The organism is Dyadobacter sp. HNCC25DJ184, assembly GCF_056895215.1.
On sequence record NZ_JBXHAQ010000011.1, the window covers coordinates 18,609 to 40,682 of the forward strand.

At 45.7% G+C, this 22,074-nt stretch carries 2 protein-coding genes; one reads left to right on the forward strand and one right to left on the reverse strand.

What is annotated here, in order from left to right:
• Positions 1 to 64: 64 nt before the first annotated feature.
• Complete coding sequence (locus AC1XUD_RS16935; RefSeq protein ID WP_483362219.1) at positions 65 to 1,468, reverse strand: sulfatase family protein; 1,404 nt, start codon at positions 1,466 to 1,468, stop codon at positions 65 to 67.
• A 1,095-nt stretch (positions 1,469 to 2,563) separates the two neighbouring features.
• Between AC1XUD_RS16935 and AC1XUD_RS16940 the strand changes: the two genes are divergently transcribed.
• Positions 2,564 to 21,949 (forward strand): putative Ig domain-containing protein, encoded by a 19,386-nt coding sequence (locus tag AC1XUD_RS16940; protein ID WP_483362220.1) that lies wholly within the window; start codon positions 2,564 to 2,566, stop codon positions 21,947 to 21,949.
• The last annotated feature ends 125 nt before the right edge of the window (positions 21,950 to 22,074 follow it).

The window sequence follows — 22,074 nt, forward strand, 5'->3', positions numbered from 1 at the left end:
AGATATCATATAGTACGTTATATATCTATTGGCGCGATGAACGAATTCTTTCATCGCGCCAATCTTATTTTACAGCCGATTTCAACTCCACATATCTTTTCCGGGAAGAATTCAACACTTCTTTATATTGTTCGTCCGATGCGACATTATGCTTTTCGTCCGGATCTTTTACCAAATCAAAAAGCTCCTCGTAGTCGTGCTCGATATATTTCATATACTTCCTTTTATAACCTACTACCCCTTCCACTTTCGGTATTCCCGGACTGCCCATAAAGGTGTGCTCATAGAAGAAATCCGCTCTTTTTGGTCCTTTCACTTTGCCACTCGCAACAGTCGCTAAATCGGTGCCCTGCATAGTCCTGGGAACAGAAACATCAGACAATCCAAGTATAGTAGGGGCTATATCAATATTCAGGACCATATCATTCACTTTTTTACCCGCATCAGTTTTCTTCCTCGGATCGAATAGGATCAGTGGGACGCGGATAGATTCCTGGTGCCCGTACCATTTGTCAGCCAGGCCATATTCTCCCAGATAAAAACCGTTGTCGCCCATGAATATGATGACGGTATTATCGTCAAGCCCCTTTACTTTTAGTGCTGCCTTTAACTTGCCAACGACTTCATCCACGCCACTGATAAGCCGATAATAATTCCGGACGCTCTCTTGGTACATGCTGTTATTTTCATATCGTTGATGCCAGCGCATTCTCCCAAAATTTTTCTCAGTTCTAAAAAAATCAGGAAATGCATTCCAGTACTTTGGATCCATTTTTTCTGTTTCCGGAATAGAATCCGACTTATACATTGACATAAACCGGGGTTGCGGAATAAACTGGCGGGGATCCTCATCCTGAACGTGTGGTGCCTTGAAGCTTACAGATAAGCAAAAAGGTTTATCACGATCGGCCGTTTCTAAAAACGCCTGGATATCGTTATTCACCTTGTCGGTATGGTGCAAATAATTACCTTTTTGATCTTTCAGCTCATAATCAGGCTGCGATTTGTCGGAACAAGACCAGAAATCGAAGAGTGCGGACGGTTGATTTTTGGGCTCACCTACTCCAAATTTGCCGATGAAGCCGATTCGGTACCCCGCTTTTTTTAAAAGCATAGGGTAAGTCTGACTGAATGCTTCTGCTGTAAAACTTGTCGAGAAGTCCGCGATCTTGTGCCTTGACATATATTGCCCACTCAAAACACTCGCCCGACTAACGCAACAGATCGAAGTAGTGACGTATGCTTGCTTAAACAGGATACCGCTATTGGCCAGCTGATCGAGATTGGGAGTTTTGATGATCGGATTACCCATGACGCCCAACGCATTAACCCGATGATCATCCGTTAAAAGGTAAATGATATTAGGCTTTTTAACTTTTTGCGCAACCTGGCCAGCATTCCTGATTTGGGCTGCCGATATAGCAATCACTGCCGTGCAAAGCGTAATAATAAAATAGAGCTTATACATTTCGCGAGGTTTAAAATAAATCATATGCGTCTTTAAGTTCATTTATGAGGTCGATTTCCGCAATTCCATTTAGTTGGACACTGGAAAATGAGCACGAGGGCACGAAACTTTGTCTCCAATACCCGCCTGTAAGCTACATAAAGTACAGTAATACTTTTAATTAATACTATTCACTGATAATCAGACATTTAAGTATAGTTTTTAAAAATCCCCTTTTTTTAGGGCTTTTCTTGGTTTCAGACAACCCTGGAGCACTTTATCAGCATCGAATTCACCTCAAAATATGTCGCATGAAGTCGTTCGACAAACGTATATCAATACACGTTCAAAATCCACGAATTTATGCGTATCTACTTCCATATTATTCACGACACGGAATATTACAATTTCGCATAATTATAGAACCACTTCTACATATATATAGTAGGTAATTGTTGAAAAGAGTATTTTGCCAAGATACCACTAAAGACGAGTCCGGTTACTTTTACGAATTCCTCCGATTACTTATACATTTTATTTACCATTATATTTACGAATATACACAAGAAATATAAATGTTCTTCTATTTGAAATTACGAACTATTTGCTCAAAAATACCTAAAACACAATTTTTTGAGAAATTTTCATTCATTTCCTTGTTTAGCTCAACTAGATTATTTTATATTCGACCACACTTTATTGTGTATCGGCGCACACACTTTAAACCTGTTAACAAATTCTACAAAATCGTTTACTTACCCGTAGAATTTCACCGCACCGACTTTTTTCTTGATTACGTATAGTTTGCTTTTTGTAGTTTGTTGCTAAATAAAGTTCTAAATGAGTACTAAAAATTAAATAAGAAAAAGTATGGATCAACATTTCCAATCCTGAATTAATCTCTGCTATCCTGAATACCACAAATGGTGTTGAGGGTAGATATTGCCTGATAACCAACCCTGTAGTTTAATACCTACTTGAACAGATTGTTTTTCCGGCGTCATGAATCTTTAATAGATAATGGGTTTTTGAAGCTAACGCTCACCCCATCAAGTGGCAATGGAATATCTTGAATACTAGTAGCTGAATTTCAAACCTCCTCTTAAATACATCGTTATGAAAAAAGGTTCACCCTTTATTCACAACCTCGTGCGTTTTTACACGCGAGTTTGGCATTTAATTATTCTAATCGGCCTGCTGGTCAGCGTGCAAACCTCAGCACTCAACACAGTCCGAGAGTCCGATCTACTTCACCGGTCTTCGTCAGAAACCGGATTACGTAAACCCAACCCTAATCTGAACCCACTATTAACGTCAGTAGGGAAAGATCTTTTTACTCAACGTCGTGGGAATAATGCGGGAAGTAACCTCAATTCCATCCCTAATGGAATTGAGGTGAAACCCTCATTGTTCACTGCATCAGTTTCAAAGGGGAAAGCCGACATGAGTAAGGGTATTGCACCAGCATTATCTCCAGTCGACCTCACCCCTATTCAAATTAACTTTCAGGATGCCGCTACGACGCCTCCGGCTGGTTGGCTGAGAGATTTTGGTCAAGCTTATGGACCAAGATCTTCTGCAAACCAGGGAAGCAATAAAGAGTACGGATGGCGCAGACGCTCGACCGGAGCTCCAATTGATCTTTCTGTTGGTGGCACAGCTCCAGGTAATGGACGCAAACGCGCAGCACCAGCAGATGTTTTGTTGGCTACACTGATGCACATGCAAGCCAACAATGTAAGTGGAACATTCAACGGAACGCCGATTGAGGGGTATTGGGAAATTAAAGTTCCAAACGGTGTTTACGATGTAACAGTATCAGCGGGCGACGGAAATGTTGGAACAGACCCGGAAAGCCACACCATCAATGTTGAAGGAGTTAACGCGATATCAGCTTTTGTTCCCTCCGGCGCCGCAGGTGCCTCAACTCGTTTTAAGTCAGGTACCGCTCGCGCAACGGTAACAGATGGATTTCTTACGATCAATGCCGACGGGGGTGTTAATACCAAAATCAATTCTGCCCTGATTCAACCTGTTAACCAGGCTCCCGTAATAGCCAACACGATCGCAGCTCAAACTGCAACGGCAAATACATTATTTACACTCAACGTTAGTAATACTTTCGCAGACCCGGACGGGGATGCACTTACGCTTTCAGCTTCACTAGCTGACGGAAGTGCATTACCCGGCTGGCTGGTTTTCACTCCAGGCACTAAATCATTCAGTGGTACGCCGTCAGACGCAGCAAGTTTAAGTATCAAAGTTACCGCTTCAGATTCTCAAGCAGCTGTTGATGCAATTTTTACCTTGACAGTAAATGCGGCTCCAGGCACAAACCACGCACCGACTATTGCAAATGCCGTCGGAGCTCAAACTGCTACAGCAGGAACTGCATATAGCCTTGACTTAACAAATACCTTCGCTGACCAGGATGCTGCTGATGTGCTGACACTTTCTGCCACACTTGCAGATGGAAGTGCATTGCCAGCTTGGTTATCATTCGATCCGGCCACTAAGATTTTAAGTGGTACGCCGTCAGACGCAGCAAGTTTAAGTATCAAAGTTACCGCTTCAGATTCTCAAGCAGCTGTTGATGCAATTTTTACCTTGACAGTAAATGCGGCTCCAGGCACAAACCACGCACCGACTATTGCAAATGCCGTCGGAGCTCAGACTGCTACCGCAGGAACTGCATATAGCCTTGACTTAACAAATACCTTCGCCGATCAGGATGCGGCTGATGTGCTGACACTTTCTGCTTCACTTGCAGATGGAGGTGCGTTGCCTGTTTGGTTATCATTCGATCCGGCCACTAAGATTTTAAGTGGTACGCCGTCAGACGCAGCAAGTTTAAGTATCAAAGTTACCGCTTCAGATTCTCAAGCAGCTGTTGATGCAATTTTTACCTTGACAGTAAATGCGGCTCCAGGCTCAAACCACGCACCGACTATTGCAAATGCCGTCGGAGCTCAGACTGCTACCGCAGGAACTGCATATAGCCTTGACTTAACAAATACCTTTGCTGACCAGGATGCTGCTGATGTGCTGACACTTTCTGCCACACTTGCAGATGGAAGTGCATTGCCAGCTTGGTTATCATTCGATCCGGCTACTAAGATTTTAAGTGGTACGCCGTCAGACGCAGCAAGCTTAAGTATCAAAGTTACCGCTTCAGATTCTCAAGCAGCTGTTGATGCAATTTTTACCTTGACAGTAAATGCGGCTCCAGGCACAAACCACGCACCGACTATTGCAAATGCTGTCGCAGCTCAGACTGCTACCGCAGGAACTGCATATAGCCTTGACTTAACAAATACCTTTGCTGACCAGGATGCTGCTGATGTGCTGACACTTTCTGCCACACTTGCAGATGGAAGTGCGTTGCCAGTTTGGTTATCATTCAATCCTGCCACTAAGATTTTAAGTGGTACGCCTTCAGACGCGGCAAGTTTGAGTATCAAAGTTACCGCCTCAGATTCCCAGGCAGCTGTTGATGCAATTTTTGCCTTAACAGTTAATGCGGCTCCAGGCTCAAACCACGCACCGACTATTGCAAATGCCGTCGGAGCTCAGACTGCTACCGCAGGAACTGCATATAGCCTTGACTTAACAAATACCTTCGCTGATCAGGATGCTGGCGATGTGCTGACTCTTTCTGCTTCACTTGCAGATGGAGGTGCTTTGCCAGTTTGGTTATCATTCAATCCTGCCACTAAGATTTTAAGTGGTACTCCGTCAGACGCGGCAAGTTTGAGTATCAAAGTTACCGCCTCAGATTCCCAGGCAGCTGTTGATGCAATTTTCTCACTGACTGTCAATCCGGCTCCGGTTGCAGGTTGCAGCCCTATCAGTACATTGCCTTGTAACCAGGTCAACGTCACATTACCATTCGCCTTGAATTTCGATGGAAATCAGGGAGGTATTATGGCGCAGGGAGGATTAGGAACAGGTTTCACGATGGTGGATGCTCCCTCTGGATCGCGGGCGTCTAACGACGGTACAGCTTCTTCGCCTGTTACTGGCTATGAAGTATCTAAGCTTACTATCAACTCAGGTATTTTACAAGTTAGAGCCAATAAGGGTATTGCATATCTTGCAAACAACAATCAGATCAACGCATTGGGAGCTGGTGTTGCAAATGCACACGGTAAGCTTGTCTATGAAACTACCATTGTAAACCCTGTTTCTGCTGCAAGTTCAGGCCAGGCTGGTTTATGGGTTGGTTTGAATGATAAGACATTTATCAAACTCGCTTTCGTGAACAACACGATCGAAATGCGGAAAGAGGTAAATAATGCAACCGTCGAAACCGCAGCATCCAATAACCCTGACCACCGGGTTACAGGAGCGTTATCGAATATAACCAATTCAAATCTTCGACTTAGACTTGTTCTGGATCTTATCAATAACAAAGTTGAAGGTTTTTACTCAACCAACGGAACAACATATACTAATGTAGGCTTGACCTATATCACTCCGGCAAACCCATTTTCAATTGATATAGCCAATATGGGTTTGGCTGGACAAACTGTATATGGTGGTATTTACGCTACATATCGTAACGCAAGCACCGATCCGAACCTTACTTACAACTTCGACGAATTCTCGATCAAACAACATGACTTCCCTGTCGTAACAGCTCCATTCCGTCTTAATGCTGGTGGTGGCGATCGTACAGTAAACGGAGCTTTGTTTAGCGGAGATGCTGCTTACGCACTGATCCCGGGTGAAACCAACAATACGACGACTACCATAACAGGCGCAGGTTCGGTTCCTGAACTTTATTATGAAAGACGTTTCGGAACATATCTTGGTTATTACCTTCCTATTGCAAACGGATTTTATACCGTTAAACTGCATATGGTGGAAAATAACAATTCCGCAGCCGTTGGCTCCCGTGTGTTTGGTGTGAAAATCGAAGGAGCTCCTGTCTTGACAAATTACGATCTGTTTGTTGACGGAGGAAACAAAAACAAGGTTGTTATCCAGAAAAGCTTCAATACCCAGGTAACCGATGGCGTACTGAATATTGACTTCGCAGCAACAGTTGAGAAAGCAATGATCAATGCAATTGAAATCCTGCCAGTTGGAAACCAGACACCAGTCGTAGCTAACGCTATTCCTGACCAGACGGCAACTACCAATGTTGCATACAGCCTGGCTATTCCTGCTAACACATTTACCGATCCTGAAGGCACGGCGTTGACTTTGACAGCTTCCCTTGCAAACGGTGATCCTCTACCAGCTGGATTGACCTTCGCATCCAATACGCTGCAAGGAACGCTTACTGCACCAGCAGTATATACTATTAAAGTTACTGCCAGCGATGGACAGGCCACTATAAGTGATGAATTCACACTGACAGTGAGCGATGCTGTTAATCAGGCTCCGACAGTTGCCAACGCAATTGCCGACAAAACTGTAACTATCAATACGGTTTTCGATTTTGTTGTTCCGGAAAATACTTTCGCTGACGGAGACAACGATCCACTTACGATCACTGCAGCGCTTGCAGATGGAAGTGCCCTTCCTGTTTGGTTGGAATATGACGCCGCTACTAAAACTTTCCACGGCACTCCGACTGCTATTGGAGAATATACTGTCAGATTAACAGCAAACGATGGTGAAGCAACAGTGTTTGAGGATTTCAAAATTACTGTTGGCAATGTTCCTGTTAACCAGGGGCCAACGCTTGCACAAGCTATTCCTGCTCAATCTGCAACTGTTAGTCTCGCCTTCAACTATACAGTTCCAGCAGCAACATTTGCAGATGCTGAAAATGATCCGTTGACTTTCGCTGCAACTTTGGCGGACGGAAGTGCACTACCAAGCTGGCTGGCATTTAACGCTGCTACCAGAGTATTCAGCGGAACTCCTGATGCAGCAGGCACTTTATCTCTGAAAGTAACAGCCAGTGATGCTACTAACTCTGTCGACGCGGTATTCGCATTGACAATAAACGCTGCTCCGTTGGTTTGTACTCCTATCAGTACGCTTCCTTGCGAGCAAATAAATGTATCGCTTCCATTCACACTCAACTTTGATGGAACTCAAGGCGGCATTCTTGCTCAGGGTGGTTTGGGAACAGGGTTCACGATGGTTGATGCACCTTCGGGAGCAAGAGCTGCAAACGATGGTTCTCCTTCTTCGGCAGTAACAGGCTATGAAGTTTCGAAACTTGCGATTGCCGGTGGCCGACTGAATATCACAGCCAACCAGGGAATTGCGTTCCAGGCAAACAACAACCAGCTGAATGCGTTGGGTGCCGGAGTAGCTAATGCGCACGGAAAATTGATATATGAGACTACCATCGTAAACCCCATCAGCGCAACGAACGCTCAACAAGGCGGATTATGGGTTGGTTTGAATGACAAAACATTCATCAAACTTTCTGTAACCAACAATACAGTTGAGTTGAGAAAAGAAACGGCAGATGCTAGCTCAACAGTTAATACTACTGCAAACCCTAATCAGAGAGTAACAGGCGTACTCTCCAATGTTAACACACAGACATTCCGTTTGAGAATTGTTCTTGACCTTATCAACAATAAGGTTGAAGGATACTATTCTACAAATGGTACGACATATACGAATGTTGGTCTGAATTACAATACGCCTGCCAATCCATTCTCAATAGATATAGCGGATATGGCCCTGGGTGGACAAACCATCTACGGAGGTATATACGCTACTTATCGTCAGGGAGTTTCGGGTATCACTTATTCGTTCGATGACTTCTCTATCAAGCAACACGACTTCCCTGTTGTAACTGCTCCTTTCCGTCTTAATGCCGGTGGTGGAGATCGTACAGTGAATGGAGCCTTGTTTAGCGCAGATGCAACCTATGCACTGATCCCTGGCGAAACTAACAATACCAGCAATGTTATTACCGGCGCAGGTTCGGTTCCGGAGCTTTATTATGAAAGACGTTTCGGAACATATCTTGGATATTATCTGCCAATCGCAAACGGTTTCTATACCGTTAATCTGCACATGGTGGAAAACACTGCAACCGCTGCCGGTTCTCGTGTTTTTGATGTCAAAATTGAGAACAGCACAGTTCTTGATAATTTAGATCTTTTTGTGGATGGCGGAAACGCGAACAAAAAGGTAATCATCAAAACCTTTAATACGAATGTAACTGATGGTGTTTTGAATATCGATTTTGCTGCCTCGGCTGATAAGGCCATGATCAACGCAATTGAGATATTGCCAGCAGCAAATCAGGCGCCGATCGTTGCTAACCCAATTGGAACGCAAACAGCGACGGTCGGTAACGCCTACACTTTCGTAGTTCCTGTTGGAACGTTCACGGATCCGGAAGGCGCGCCGCTTACAATAACAGCAACTCAGGAAAATGACAGTGCACTTCCGGAAGGAATCACTTTTGATCCTAATACTACTACCTTCAATGGTACGCCGACTGTTGCAGGCAACTATTCTATTAAGTTAATCGCCTCAGATGGAACTGCTTCGACGCCTGCAATTTTCTTACTCAATATCAAAGCGCAGAATTCGTCGCCGGTAGCTGTTACAGACCCGGAAAATCAAGTTGTCACGGCTGGTCAGGCTTTCTCATTCATGACCGGTTCATTCTCTGACCCGGACGCTGGCGACGTGCTGGCATATGCTGCCACACTGGAAAATGGCGATGTACTACCAGCATGGTTGTCATTTAACACATCGAACATGACATTTAGCGGTTCTGCTCCAACAACACTTGGTGTCATAACTGTTAAACTGACTGCGACTGATATTGACCTTGCCTTTGTAAGCAAAACTTTCACAGTGACAATTGAAGCGGCGCCGACGGTAACCCCTTGTCTGCCTATCAGTTCATTACCTTGTGAAAGCATCACAGTCCAACTTCCATATGCGATCACTTTTGATGGCAGCGAAGGTGGTTTGCTAGACAAAAACAACCTCGGAACTGGTTTCACCATGGCGCTTGCTCCTTCGGCGGCGCGAGTAGCTGAAGATGGTACTGCCACTTCTGCCGTAACAGGCTTCGAACCTTCCAAGTTGACCGTAACCGGTGGAAGATTAAGCATCGTTACTAACAGAGGTATATCGTTTGTAGCTAACAATAACCAGCTGAACACGCTCGGCGTTGGAACTGCTGCGAGCGGCAAATTGATTCTTGAAACAACGATCGTCAATCCATATAGCGGATCAGGTTCTGAACAGGGTGGTTTGTGGTTCGGATTAAGCGACAGAACGTTTATCAAACTGGCCGTTTCTGCGAACAAAGTGGAAATGCGTAAAGAGCTAAATGATGTCTCTTCCACTGCCACAACTGACAACACTAACCCTGACCAAAGATTAACTGGTACCATAACCGGACTTAACAATCAGACTGTAAGGCTTCGTTTGGTTATCAACAATGTTACTAACAAAGCTGAAGGTTTCTATTCCACCGACGGTGTTAACTATGTGAACGTTGGTGCAGCATATACGTTGCCATCAAATCCTGCAGCGATCGATATAACGAATATGGCTTTGGCTGGCCAAACTGCATATGCTGGTATTTATACTACGCAAAGAACGTCGCCTACAGCAAGAACTTACAACTTTGAAAACTTCTCGCTGGTACGGGAAGAAGTATCGACAAAAACACTTGCCTTCGCTCCAAATTCATTGGATTTCACAGCGATTCAAGGTCAGGCTGTAACGGCTAAAACAACTACATTGACTGCAAGCGAAGGTGCTCCTACCGTAACTTTCACTAGCTCGTCTGCAAGTTGGTTGACCTTACCGGCTGCAACCTTAGGAACTGTAACGTTCGGCGCAGCAAACCTAAGCTCTTCTGTAGCTCCTGGTTTATACGAAGCTACTGTAACTGCTACCGCACCGGGATATGATCCTGCGACATTGATCGTGGCATATACTGTCACAACGGCCGAGGTTGCTGCTCCGATTAAAATCAACTTCCAGGATGCGGCGACCGTACCTCCAGCTGGCTGGTTGAAAGATTATGGCCAACCTTTGGGATTACGCACTGGTACTGACCAAGGTACAAATATGGAATATGGTTGGAAAAGACGCTCAAACGGAGCCCTGCTTGACCTTTCCGTAGGTGGAACCGGCCCTGGTAACGGACGTAAACGCACAGCACCGGCGGATGTATTGCTTGCCACTTTCATGCACATGCAGGCCAATAATGTGAGCGGTACATTCAATGGAACACCAATCGAAGGTTATTGGGAAATCAAAGTACCAAACGGCATATATGATGTCACAGTTTCGGCTGGTGATGGAAACGTAGGTACTGACCCTGAAAGCCATAAATTGAACGTTGAAGGCATCGCTGCTTTCCCTAATTTTGTTCCAACTGGCGCAGCAGGAGCACTTACACGCTTCAAGTCTGGTACAGTTCGTGCAACTGTAACGGATGGATATCTGACGATCAACGCCGACGGCGGTACTAATACCAAGATCAACTCTGCCTTAATTACGCCAATCGACGTAACGCCATTCCTGGTTTGGTCTGCAAGCGAACACAGCCTTGCGGTTGAGAAAGGAACTCCGGAAACTGACTATACCTTCTCACTAGATCTTCAGCACTCAAGCTCGACTCAAAACCTGCCGATCACAATGACTGCAGTATATGGAGCAGGAGCTACTGACTGGTTGGTTTTCGATGCCAATCATAATGGAGATGAGCCTAACGTAACATTCGATTACAGCGCAGCAAAAGATCTTCCTGTGGGTACTTACACTGCAACAGTGACAGCTTCTGCTGCTAACCACAACAGTGCCGGTACGTTAATCAGAGTTACCGTAATTGCTGCTGGTGAAAACCAACCATATGTAATTTCTTCAACGCCGGCAAATGGTGCAACGAACGTAAGTGTAAACCTTGCGAGTATTGCTGCCAACAGCCTTTTCGTTCCCGAGGTTGCTGGCTTTAATGGCGGTGTTGACAATGCAACTTTAACAACCAACTCGGTACAACTATTCAAAATTTCAGGCGGAACAACTTCCCAGATCTCGGGAACTGTTCAAGGTACCGGTGGTGGTGACGCGATCAGCTTCACGCCAACTTATGCACTTGAACCGAATACTACCTACCGATTCAATATATCAAATCAGGTGAAGTCGCACAGTGGTGCTGCTTTCCTTCCATACGAAGCGACGTTCACAACTGGTAACAATACAGTTGGAACACCAAATCCTGTTGCAGCTGAATTTGCTCCGAAAGTTGTGATTCCTTCAACCGTTGGTAAAAAATATACCAGCATATTGTTCGGGCCGGATGATAAATTCTACGCCCTCCGACTGGATGGTGTGATCGAACGTTTCGATGTAGACCACACAACTGGTATGCTTTCTTCGCCGGTTGAAATCAAAACTTTGACTACAAAATATGGTCTGAGATCATCGGTTGGTCTAACTTTCGACCCGGCTTCGACACCAACAAACCTGATCGCTTATATCTCTCACTGTAGTGCCGGATTGAGCAATGCTCCTGAGTTTGACGGAAACATTTCCAGACTTTCAGGTCCGGATCTTGAAACTGAACAGTTGATATTGACAAAACTACCTCGTTCAAAAGCAGATCACCTTGTAAACAGTATCGCTTTCGGCCCGGATGGTGCAATGTATTTCAACCAGGGAAGTTTGAGCTCAATGGGTCTATACGATGGTACATGGCAACGTGACGAAAGTTTGCTTGCTGCGACGGTACTGAGACTCGATTTTGCAAAAATGGCTGGTATTCAATTGCCGCTTGACGTTCGGACTACCAGCAACCAGGCATTGATTAATGCAGCGCCAAGCAACGACTTCCGCATGTCGGACGGTACCTACAACCCATATGCAACTACATCACCTTTGACAATATATGCTTCAGGTGTTCGTAACGCATTCGACTTGGTATGGCACAGCAACGGACAGCTCTATGTACCCGCAAATGGTTCCGCTGCCGGAGGTAACTCTCCTGCATCAGTAGCTGGTACAAGACGTCCGGAAGGCTCTGTTTATGCAGGCCCTTCTGTTATCTCAACTTCGTCTATCAAGGTTCAAAATGACTGGCTGTTCCGTGTTAACCCACTTAAACCAGTTGGATATTTTGGACACCCAAATCCATTGAGAGGACAGTATGTTGCCAACAGAGGGTATCTGGACAACCCTAAATACCCGACAACTCAAGGTGCTGATATCAGCTACCGCGGAGCAGCATACAATTTCGAATTGAACAAATCACCAAACGGTGTAATTGAATACAAGAGTAATGCATTCAACGGCGCGATGAAGGGCAGGATTCTGGTTTGCCGGTTTAGTGGTGGTAGTGATATCATCGTTCTTGAACCAGGTACACTGCTTCCGGATCCTAGCGTAAATACTGCCGAAAGTGACGACCATATATATGACATCATCGGTGCACAAACAGGTTCAGGAACAGATGGCGTAACCGGACTTTCAGGATTTACCAATCCATTGGATATCGCGGAAGACGTTCAGAACGGTAACCTTTACATTGTTGAGTATAACTGGAACAATATCAGTGGTAAGACAGCACAGATTGTGATGCTGAAAGCCTCTACCCCGTCAACGGTAGCTGGAATTGCAACTGTTACTCCTGAAAAAGTAATCGACAATGATGTCATAGGAGGTGCTGCCGGTAAAAACCATACAATTACTTTGGCTAATACAGGAAATGCGCCATTGACTGTAACAGGTATCGCACTGAGCGGAACGGATGCAAATCAATTCCAATTACTCGGAGCGCCAAATCCAAGTGTTGCCACTCCGACTACTATTGCCAAAGGAAGCGCGATCACTTTCAACGTGGCGTTCAACCCTACCACAGTTGGTGTTAAAAAGGCGAATCTTACGATCACAAGTGTTAATAACGCTGCGAAAGTAGTACCTCTAAGCGGACTTGGTACAGTCGGTCAATCTGGAACAAACGAGCCTTCGTTGCAACTTGTTCTGGACACTTACGATATTAAAGTGAACGTGGGTGACGACAATAAGAATACAAATATCATCCACAGCACAAATTTTGCTGCTCCTTTGCTTGGTGACGAAGTTTCGATTCAGAAATTCCAGCGTGCTACCGACGGCGAAGTAATTATTGAACCGCTTTCAGTATTCGGACCAACCGATGCAGGTGGTATTGTTACCGCGTTCGGATGGTATACTTCCGGAAATGCCAATGCCAAAAATGAACTGTTCACGGTTGCAAACAGCAATTTCCAAACAGTTGACGTTCAAGTAAACGGCTCATTGGATTTTGACCCGGGTCTGGATTCATTCGGATTCTATTCCCGCTGGCCATTCTTTGCAAACCGCCATTTATATAGCGAAGATGCCCTGAATACATTCTCAGGTGCTATACCTCACCATGTAAGGGTGTATCCTCTGAAAAATGCAGACGGATCGTTGGTTGAAAACGCTTATGTTATCGCAACGGAAGAAAATACAAGTGGGTATGACTATCAGGATATCGCAGTTATCGTACGTAATGTTAAACCAGTCGTTCCGGTTCTTACAAAAGACCTCACACTGTCAAACAATACGCTTAATTTCAGCTATACTCCTGGGGTAGTAACTCCTCCTCAGGCAGTAACCTTGTCAGCCAACATTGGCACTCCTGCCATCACTTTGACAAAAACAGGAACCAGCCCATGGTTGACACTTCCTGCGGCAGTTGTAGGAACGCTTTCATTCGAAGTCGACGGGTCAGCATTGGCTCCGGGAACTTACACTGAAACAGTGACTGCTTCGGCTGATACTTACACCAGTGTAGCGCTTACGATTTCATTAACTGTCAACCCTGCCGGTTCGGGAGCAATCCTCACGGCTAGTAATCAGGAGCTTATTTTCGATGCTCTTAAAAACACAACTGTCTCGAAACGATTAACGGTAACCAATACCGGTATCGCACCGCTTACAATTGAGTCGGTGTCACTTGGAGGAAACAATCCAGGCAAGTTTACGGTATCAATACTATCGGTTGAAGGCGAGCCAGTTGGAAATGTAATTGGACCAGATGAAATGAAATCACTTCAAGTGACATTTACGCCTGGTAACAATGTTAATACTTATGACGCAGTTGTAACGATCAATAGCAACGCCGCGAATGCAAACACATTGAATGTGAACTTGTTCGCGATGTCATTGAACGGCTATGAAGGAGCCAACGAGCCTCCTCTGCAAACGGTAGTTAATACTTTGGGTTATGGTATCAATGTAGGCTGGACAACGCTTGCCGACGGAACTGCCGCAACCATGAAGGGTGATGAAGTTCCGGTTCAACTTTTTGAAAGAGCAAACGCAGGTCCGGTATTGATTAGTCCGGTAGCGAGATACTCGCCGAATCAGGAATTGCCATTTGGTTTCTACACTGTTAACAATAACACGCCACAGACCAATCCTGTTGGAACGTTGTCAGGTATATTCGGACAACATAATACACTGTTCCCGCAAATTGTGGCAGGTACTAACCAGTTCAATCCAGGCCTTGCAGCTTTCGGTATTTATGTGGTTGGACTTGAAAGTCGTCTTTCTTATACTCAGGATGCCTTGAACACCGCCGGCCCTACCTTGCACGCTGTGAGAACTTACCCGATGAAGGATAGGAACGGAATTGCGGTTCCTAACAGTTATCTGGTATGTTTTGAAGACGCATCGAATGGTGATTATCAGGATTACATGTTTGTATTGAGCAATGTGGAACCTGCAGGAACACGTAAAACTTTGAGTTTCAGCGCTCCGAATATTGATTGGAACGCGCCTGTGAACGGAAACGTAGTTGCCAAAAGTATCACGCTTAGTGCTGCTAATGGTACGCCGTCGTCTATAACTTTGAAAAAATCGGCCAGCAATACGTGGGCGGTTCTACCGAGCACACCTGCAATAGGTTCTATATCTATCGGAGTCAACACGCTTGGTCTGTCAGCAGGGACTTACACAGATACGCTTTTTGCACAAGCACCAGGTTTCCTTGATGGATATACTATCATGAACCTGAGACTCACAGATGTCGGCGCGAACGCGATGAGAGTTAACTTCCAGTTGACGACAACAACCACCCCTGCAGGATATTTGGCGGATGTTGGTTTGGCATACACTGACGCAAGAGGCTATGGCTGGATCAATCCAACTACCAAAGCTCCTAAGGACCACACTGCAAGTATGCGTGAACGTACTTCTGCTACTGTAGAAACCAGACTTAGAACATTTGCCCTTATGCAATCGACCGCTAGTCCGCAAACGCCGGGCAACTGGGAGATTAAGGTAAGCCCGGGACAATACAATGTCACTGTGGGAGTAGGAGATATTGGATTTACAGATAGTAATCACAGTATCAACGTTGAAGGTGTTTCATTGATATCGAATTTCACGCCGACAGCACAGGAACTCACCAGAGTAGCAACAACTACGGTTATGGTGACCGACGGAAAATTAACGATTGATCCGATAGGTGGTAGCAATACTAAAATTTGCTTTGTAATTGTTGATCCTGCAACGGCAGATACCGATTTCAGTCCACCGGTTGCAACTGTACAGCTAAACGGAACGCTTCAATCGCCGGGAGTTTATCTTAACCAGGTAACCGCGACGATCTCTGCGACGGATTTGGGTGGATCTAATGTTGCCCAGGTGCTTTACAGCTTTAACGATGGGCCTTTCGAAACCTATTTCTCGCCATTACTGATTAATACTGCCGGATCTTATTCCTTCCGTGCAAAAGCGATTGATGGAAATGCAAATGAGACCATCACCAGTCCGGTAACGTTCAGTGTGGTAAAACCAGCTCTTAGCAACGCTAATATTTTGGTGGAAAACCTGGACAAATATCCATCAAACAATCAGCTCACGTTCTCGCTTATACAGGAACCATGGAGAAGAGAAGATGATGGTACTGGGAATCCAACACCATATAACCGTAACCACAACATAGTTAAAGCAAAGATCACCAATAAAGGAACGGGTGCATTGGTAATCAATAATCTGACACTTTCTAACCCAACGGGATGGAAAATAGCACAGATCAATAATGTTGATTATGACCCTGCAACAGCCGCTCCAATTACAATCGCTCCTAACGGATCGATTCAGGTGAGCGTCCAATTCATTGCTCAATTTGCATCGGGACGTGTTAGAGTTCTTCATGACACGCTGAGTATCAACTCAAATGACGATGCCACACCGAAGAAGAAAATCGTATTGTCCGGATTATGGCAATCGGCTGGAGAAGGTGGAAACGAGCCTCGTGCTCAGGAGATTATCGGTGCGTTTGGGTTCAAATCCAACACTGGCTTTAATTCTTCTGATGGTACCAATACAGGTAATAGTCTGATTCTCAATACAGATGAGATCCTTTCTTCATTCTTCCTGAGAGCGGATGCAACTAAACCGGTAACAGTATATCAAATGGGTGCATATCACGGATGTTGCGCCGCAGTTGAAAGCTTCCAGTACTATACCAAAGGGTCGAGCACTATTTCAACGCTGTTCCAACACCACCCTCTGGACGGCCAGTCTTTGCTGCCACTTAAAAACAGCACAACGGCCGCAATCGCTGAAGGTTCATGGAGCCCGGCTGTCAACACTGCATTCGGATTCAAAGTAGCAGGTCAGTTCTCTGATCGTACCCGTAATTCAGAAGGCAAGATAGGTTTGCGCGTTTGGAAGGCAATTGATGCTAACGGAAGTATTATTCCAAACTCTTATATCATTGGACAGGATTACATTGGTAACCCGGGCGTGACCAACTATGACTACCAGGATAACGTTTACTTCGTATCAAATGTAAAACCTGAAACTGGTTCTTCGAACTTCTCTGAGCTGGCAGCGACGCCATCAGCTCCTGACTTCGGAGCACAACAGATCGGATCGACGAATACGATGACTGTAACGTTGAAAAACCTTGGACAGACCTACGCAAACGGTAGCAGTGACCCTGCTATTACAATAGGTAACCTGTCTATTTCAGGCGCGAACGCCAACGAGTTTGCAATTTCTGCTCCGGCGGCTACTGTGCTTGCGATTCAAGAATCAACTACGGTAACTGTTACTTTCAAACCGAATAGCCAGGGCATCAAAAACGCCGCGTTGTTTGTTAACTATAATAGTGGACCATCTCCTTTGAGAATTCCATTGTATGGAATTGCCAATACAAGCTGCAACGTCATCTCTGTCGTAAAACGAATCAAATCGGGATCCAACGCAGCTGTGACAGTTAACGGCAAAACATGGGAAGCCGACCAAAGCTACCGTCAGGGCTCAGTACAACTTGACGCTCCGGCTGTAACTCCGATCGGTGGAACTGACGATGATGTATTGTATCAATCTTACCTTTCAGCGGCAACGGATCTGGCTGAAACCAGATATCTGATTCCGGTTGCGAATGGCAGCTACAAAGTGAGAATGCACTTTATAGAAAACTTCTTCCAGGTTGCAGGATCACGCGTGTTTAGCGTAAACATGGAGAATCAGGTGGTATTGCCAAACTTCGATATATTTAAAGAAGTGGGTTATAAAAATGCAGTGGTGAAAGACTTTGATGTGATCATCACCGACGGCAAACTGGATGTTAAATTCAATCCGATAGCCAACCGCGTTGCAATTGCTGCTTTGGAAATTTTCGCCAATACCCAGAATGCCGGAACGATTGCTCTCAATCAGCAGTCAGTGCTCGGTGCAGAATGTGGGGTATCAAACGGTAGTATCACGTTGGGCGTTACGAATTCAAGTGTCGGTTCGTATCTGTACAAAGTTGGCCAGTTCGGAGCCTATCAGTCTTCGCCGACAATAAGTAATCTGGCTGCCGGATCGTATATATTCTATGTGAAGGAAAACATTACAAACGGTTGTGAAACCTCAGCAGGATTCACAATACCGCAACGTAACAACATGGACTTTACTGTTACCTCACCAGTGTTGGATTGTGCTGCCTCATTCGGATCAGCTACCGTAAGTAATATAACTGGTGGAACAAATAATTATTCAGTTGTATGGGGAACGAATCCGGTTCAAACCAGCATGACTGCTACTGTTGTTCCAATCGGAACTTTCAACGTAACGGTAAACGATGCTTCCGGATGTAGTCTTACAAAACAAGTAACCATCGCTCGTGAAGCTTCTTGTCCTCCACCAGCAATCCGTATCAACTCAGGAGGTACTCAATTGATAGCTTCGGGAGACAGATACTTTAGTGCTGATCAATACTTCGGAGGAACAGACCGTACAGGAGCCCTGGATCCGGTACAGGATATTCAGAATACTACGGATGATGCGTTATATATAACGGAGCGTTCTGCGGCAGCATTCAACTACAATATCCCAGTTACAAATGGTACAATGAATGTTATCCTGCACTTTGCCGAGACCTACTTCGGTGTACCAGGAAAACCAGCAGGTGTTCGTAAGTTCCATGTGAATATTGAAGGAGTTCGTAAGTTGACTAACTACGATATCGCAACCAAAGCACTAGGAGCATTAAAACCAATTGCTGAAACATTCCCGATTACTGTTACAGACGGATTCCTTAATATCGACTTCCTGTCTGGCTCTAACAATATTCCGAAAATATCGGCCATTGAGGTTATTCCTTTGACAGCTACACCTAACTCTGCGCCGGTTCTTGCAGCCATAGGCAACAAGTCAAGCAAAGCAGGGCAGGTACTGACTTTCACAGCTACTGCAACAGATGCTGATGCGAGTCAAACGAAAACGTTCTCATTGACAGGCGCTCCGGCGGGTGCGTCAATCGATCCTACAACCGGTGTGTTCTCTTGGACGCCATTGACATCCGGAGTCTACACAGTAACAGTTGTGGTAACTGACAATGGCTCACCTGCACTGAACGATACGGAACAGATTACTATCACAGTAGCTGAAAACGTAGCTCCGGTTCTGGCGGCCATTGGCAACAAAACGGTAATAGCAGGACAAGCATTAACCTTTACAGCCACAGCTACTGACGACGCGACGCAAACCAAGACGTTCTCACTGACAGGTGCCCCGGTTGGTGCCTCAATCACAACGGCGGGTGTCTTCACATGGACCCCGACAACAGAAGGAACCTACACGGTAACGGTTGTAGTAACTGATAACGGAACACCGCCTTTGGCTGCACAGGAACAGATTACCATAACTGTTAACCCGGCTCCTGTCTCAGACGGAGGAATCAGAATCAACGCAGGTGGTGCAGCTTACTTGTCTGCTGCAAACAAACAGTTCATTGCCGACGCATACTTCGGTGGAACAAACCGGACCACGTCGATTGCTGCGGTTGATATCCAGAATACAACAGACGACGCACTATACTTGTCTGAACGTTCTTCGGCAGCATTTAACTACGCGATACCGGTAACGAACGGTGCATATAATGTAATCCTCCATTTTGCAGAAACATATTGGGGTGTTGCAGCGGGAAGCGGTGCTGGAACAGGAAAACGGAAATTCAACGTCGATATCGAAGGTGTTCGCAAGTTGACCAACTACGACATATTTGTAGCTGCTACTGGTGGATTGAAAGCAATCACTCAGACCTTCCCGATCACAGTAACTGACGGAACGATGAATATCGTGTTCTCAACGGGAACTGCCGATTTGCCGAAAATCTCAGCAATCGAAGTTATTCCTCAGGTTGCACCAGCTAACCAGGCACCGGTACTCGCAGCAATAGGAAGCAAAGCAGGAACAGTTGGTCAGGCACTGACATTCACCGCAACTGCGACGGATCCTGACGCGGGTCAAACCAAAACATTCTCATTGACAGGTGCTCCTGCGGGTGCAACCATCAATCCGACAACAGGTTTATTTAGCTGGACGCCAGATGCGACCGGAACTTTCACCGCAACAGTAGTGGTGACTGACAACGGCTCCCCTGCCCTGACGGATTCTGAGCAGATTACATTTACGATATCCGCTCCGGCTAACGTAGCACCGGTGCTGGCAGCAATAGGAAGTAAAAATGCGACAGTTGGAACACAGTTGGCATTCACTGCCACAGCAACAGACGCGAACGCAGGTCAGACGCAAACGTTCACGCTGACAGGTGCTCCGGCAGGTGCAGCTATCACATCAGCGGGCGCATTTACCTGGACGCCAACAGCAGCCGGTACATTCGCTGCAACAGTAGTTGTAACAGATAACGGATCACCTGCACTTTCTGCACAGGAAACGGTCACTATCACTGTAACTGATCCTGTGGCGGCTAGTGGTATCAGAATCAACGCTGGAGGTGCTGCTTTCGCAGCATCAGGTGGCCGACAGTTCATTGCCGATACATACTTCGGAGGAACAAACCGTACCACGTCGATTGCCGCAGTGAATATCGATAATACAACCGACGACGCGCTTTACTTGTCTGAACGTTCATCTGCTGCCTTCAACTATGCGATTCCTGTAACAAACGGATCGATGACGGTAGTACTGCACTTTGCAGAAACCTATTGGGGAGTTGCAGCAGGAAGCGGTTCAGGTACAGGAAGACGGAAGTTCAACGTGGATATAGAAGGTGCACGCAAGTTGACCAACTATGATATCTTCGTAGCAGCTGGTGGTGGTTTGAGAGCAATCACTCAGAGCTTCCCGATCACTGTTGCCGATGGAACGCTAAACATTGTGTTCTCACAAGGAACCGCAGATCTACCAAAAATCTCTGCGATCGAAGTGATACCTGATGTAGTTATTCCACCAGTTGACCCAACTACCTTGACGCTTGCTCCGGTGGCCGATGCGTTGGTAAGAAACGGAACATACTCGACTGTTAACTATGGTAACGAAACAACTTTGTTCACCAAGTTCGCAACCAGCGACGGGTTCTCGCGGAGCACATATATGAAGTTTGCATTAGGAACTGCAACCAACATTACCTCTGCCAAACTAAGGATCTATGGTAATAACATCGAAAGCGCGATCGCGACGCCGGTAGTAGCATACGCTGTGGATAACGATACCTGGACAGAAACAGGGGTCACTTGGGCAAATGGCCCGACCAGCGCAGCAGCTGCACTCGGCACCGTTAATGTCAACAACGTACAGCAATACTACGAAATTGATGTTACCGCATATGCTCAGGCTCAGGCCGCCGGTGATAAAACGATGAGCTTGCAGTTGAAACAGCCAACTCAGGTGAACCGCAGCCTTATCTTCAACAGTAAGGAAAACGCCGCGAATCCTCCGCAACTTGTAATTGTGACAGGAAGTGCCGGTGCCAGAACAAGCCACGAGGAACTGGCTGAAGTAGTTAAGGGAGAAGAATCGTTGATCGAAGTAGAGTACGAGAAATCGAGCGTCTACCCGAATCCGATCAGAAACCAACGCTTCATGCTGGAATTATCCAAGAAACATTCTTCAGACGTTGCACTCAAACTGATCAGCCCAAGTGGTAGAACATTTGACCTGAACGTTCCGGGATTGGGCGATGGCGGCAAAAAAGAAGTAGACGTCTCAAGACATTCATTAACCCCGGGGGTATACCTGCTGAAAGTTCACTCAATAGCAGCCACCGAGGTGATAAAGTTACTAGTAATGGAGTAGTTTGAATAAGACTAGTATTCCTTAGTCCTCTCAGCACATGCGTGGGAGGACTTTTCTTGTTTATAGGGGACGGGCTTTGCCTTTTCAATATATCCTACCCATCCGAATTCAATTTTATAAAATAT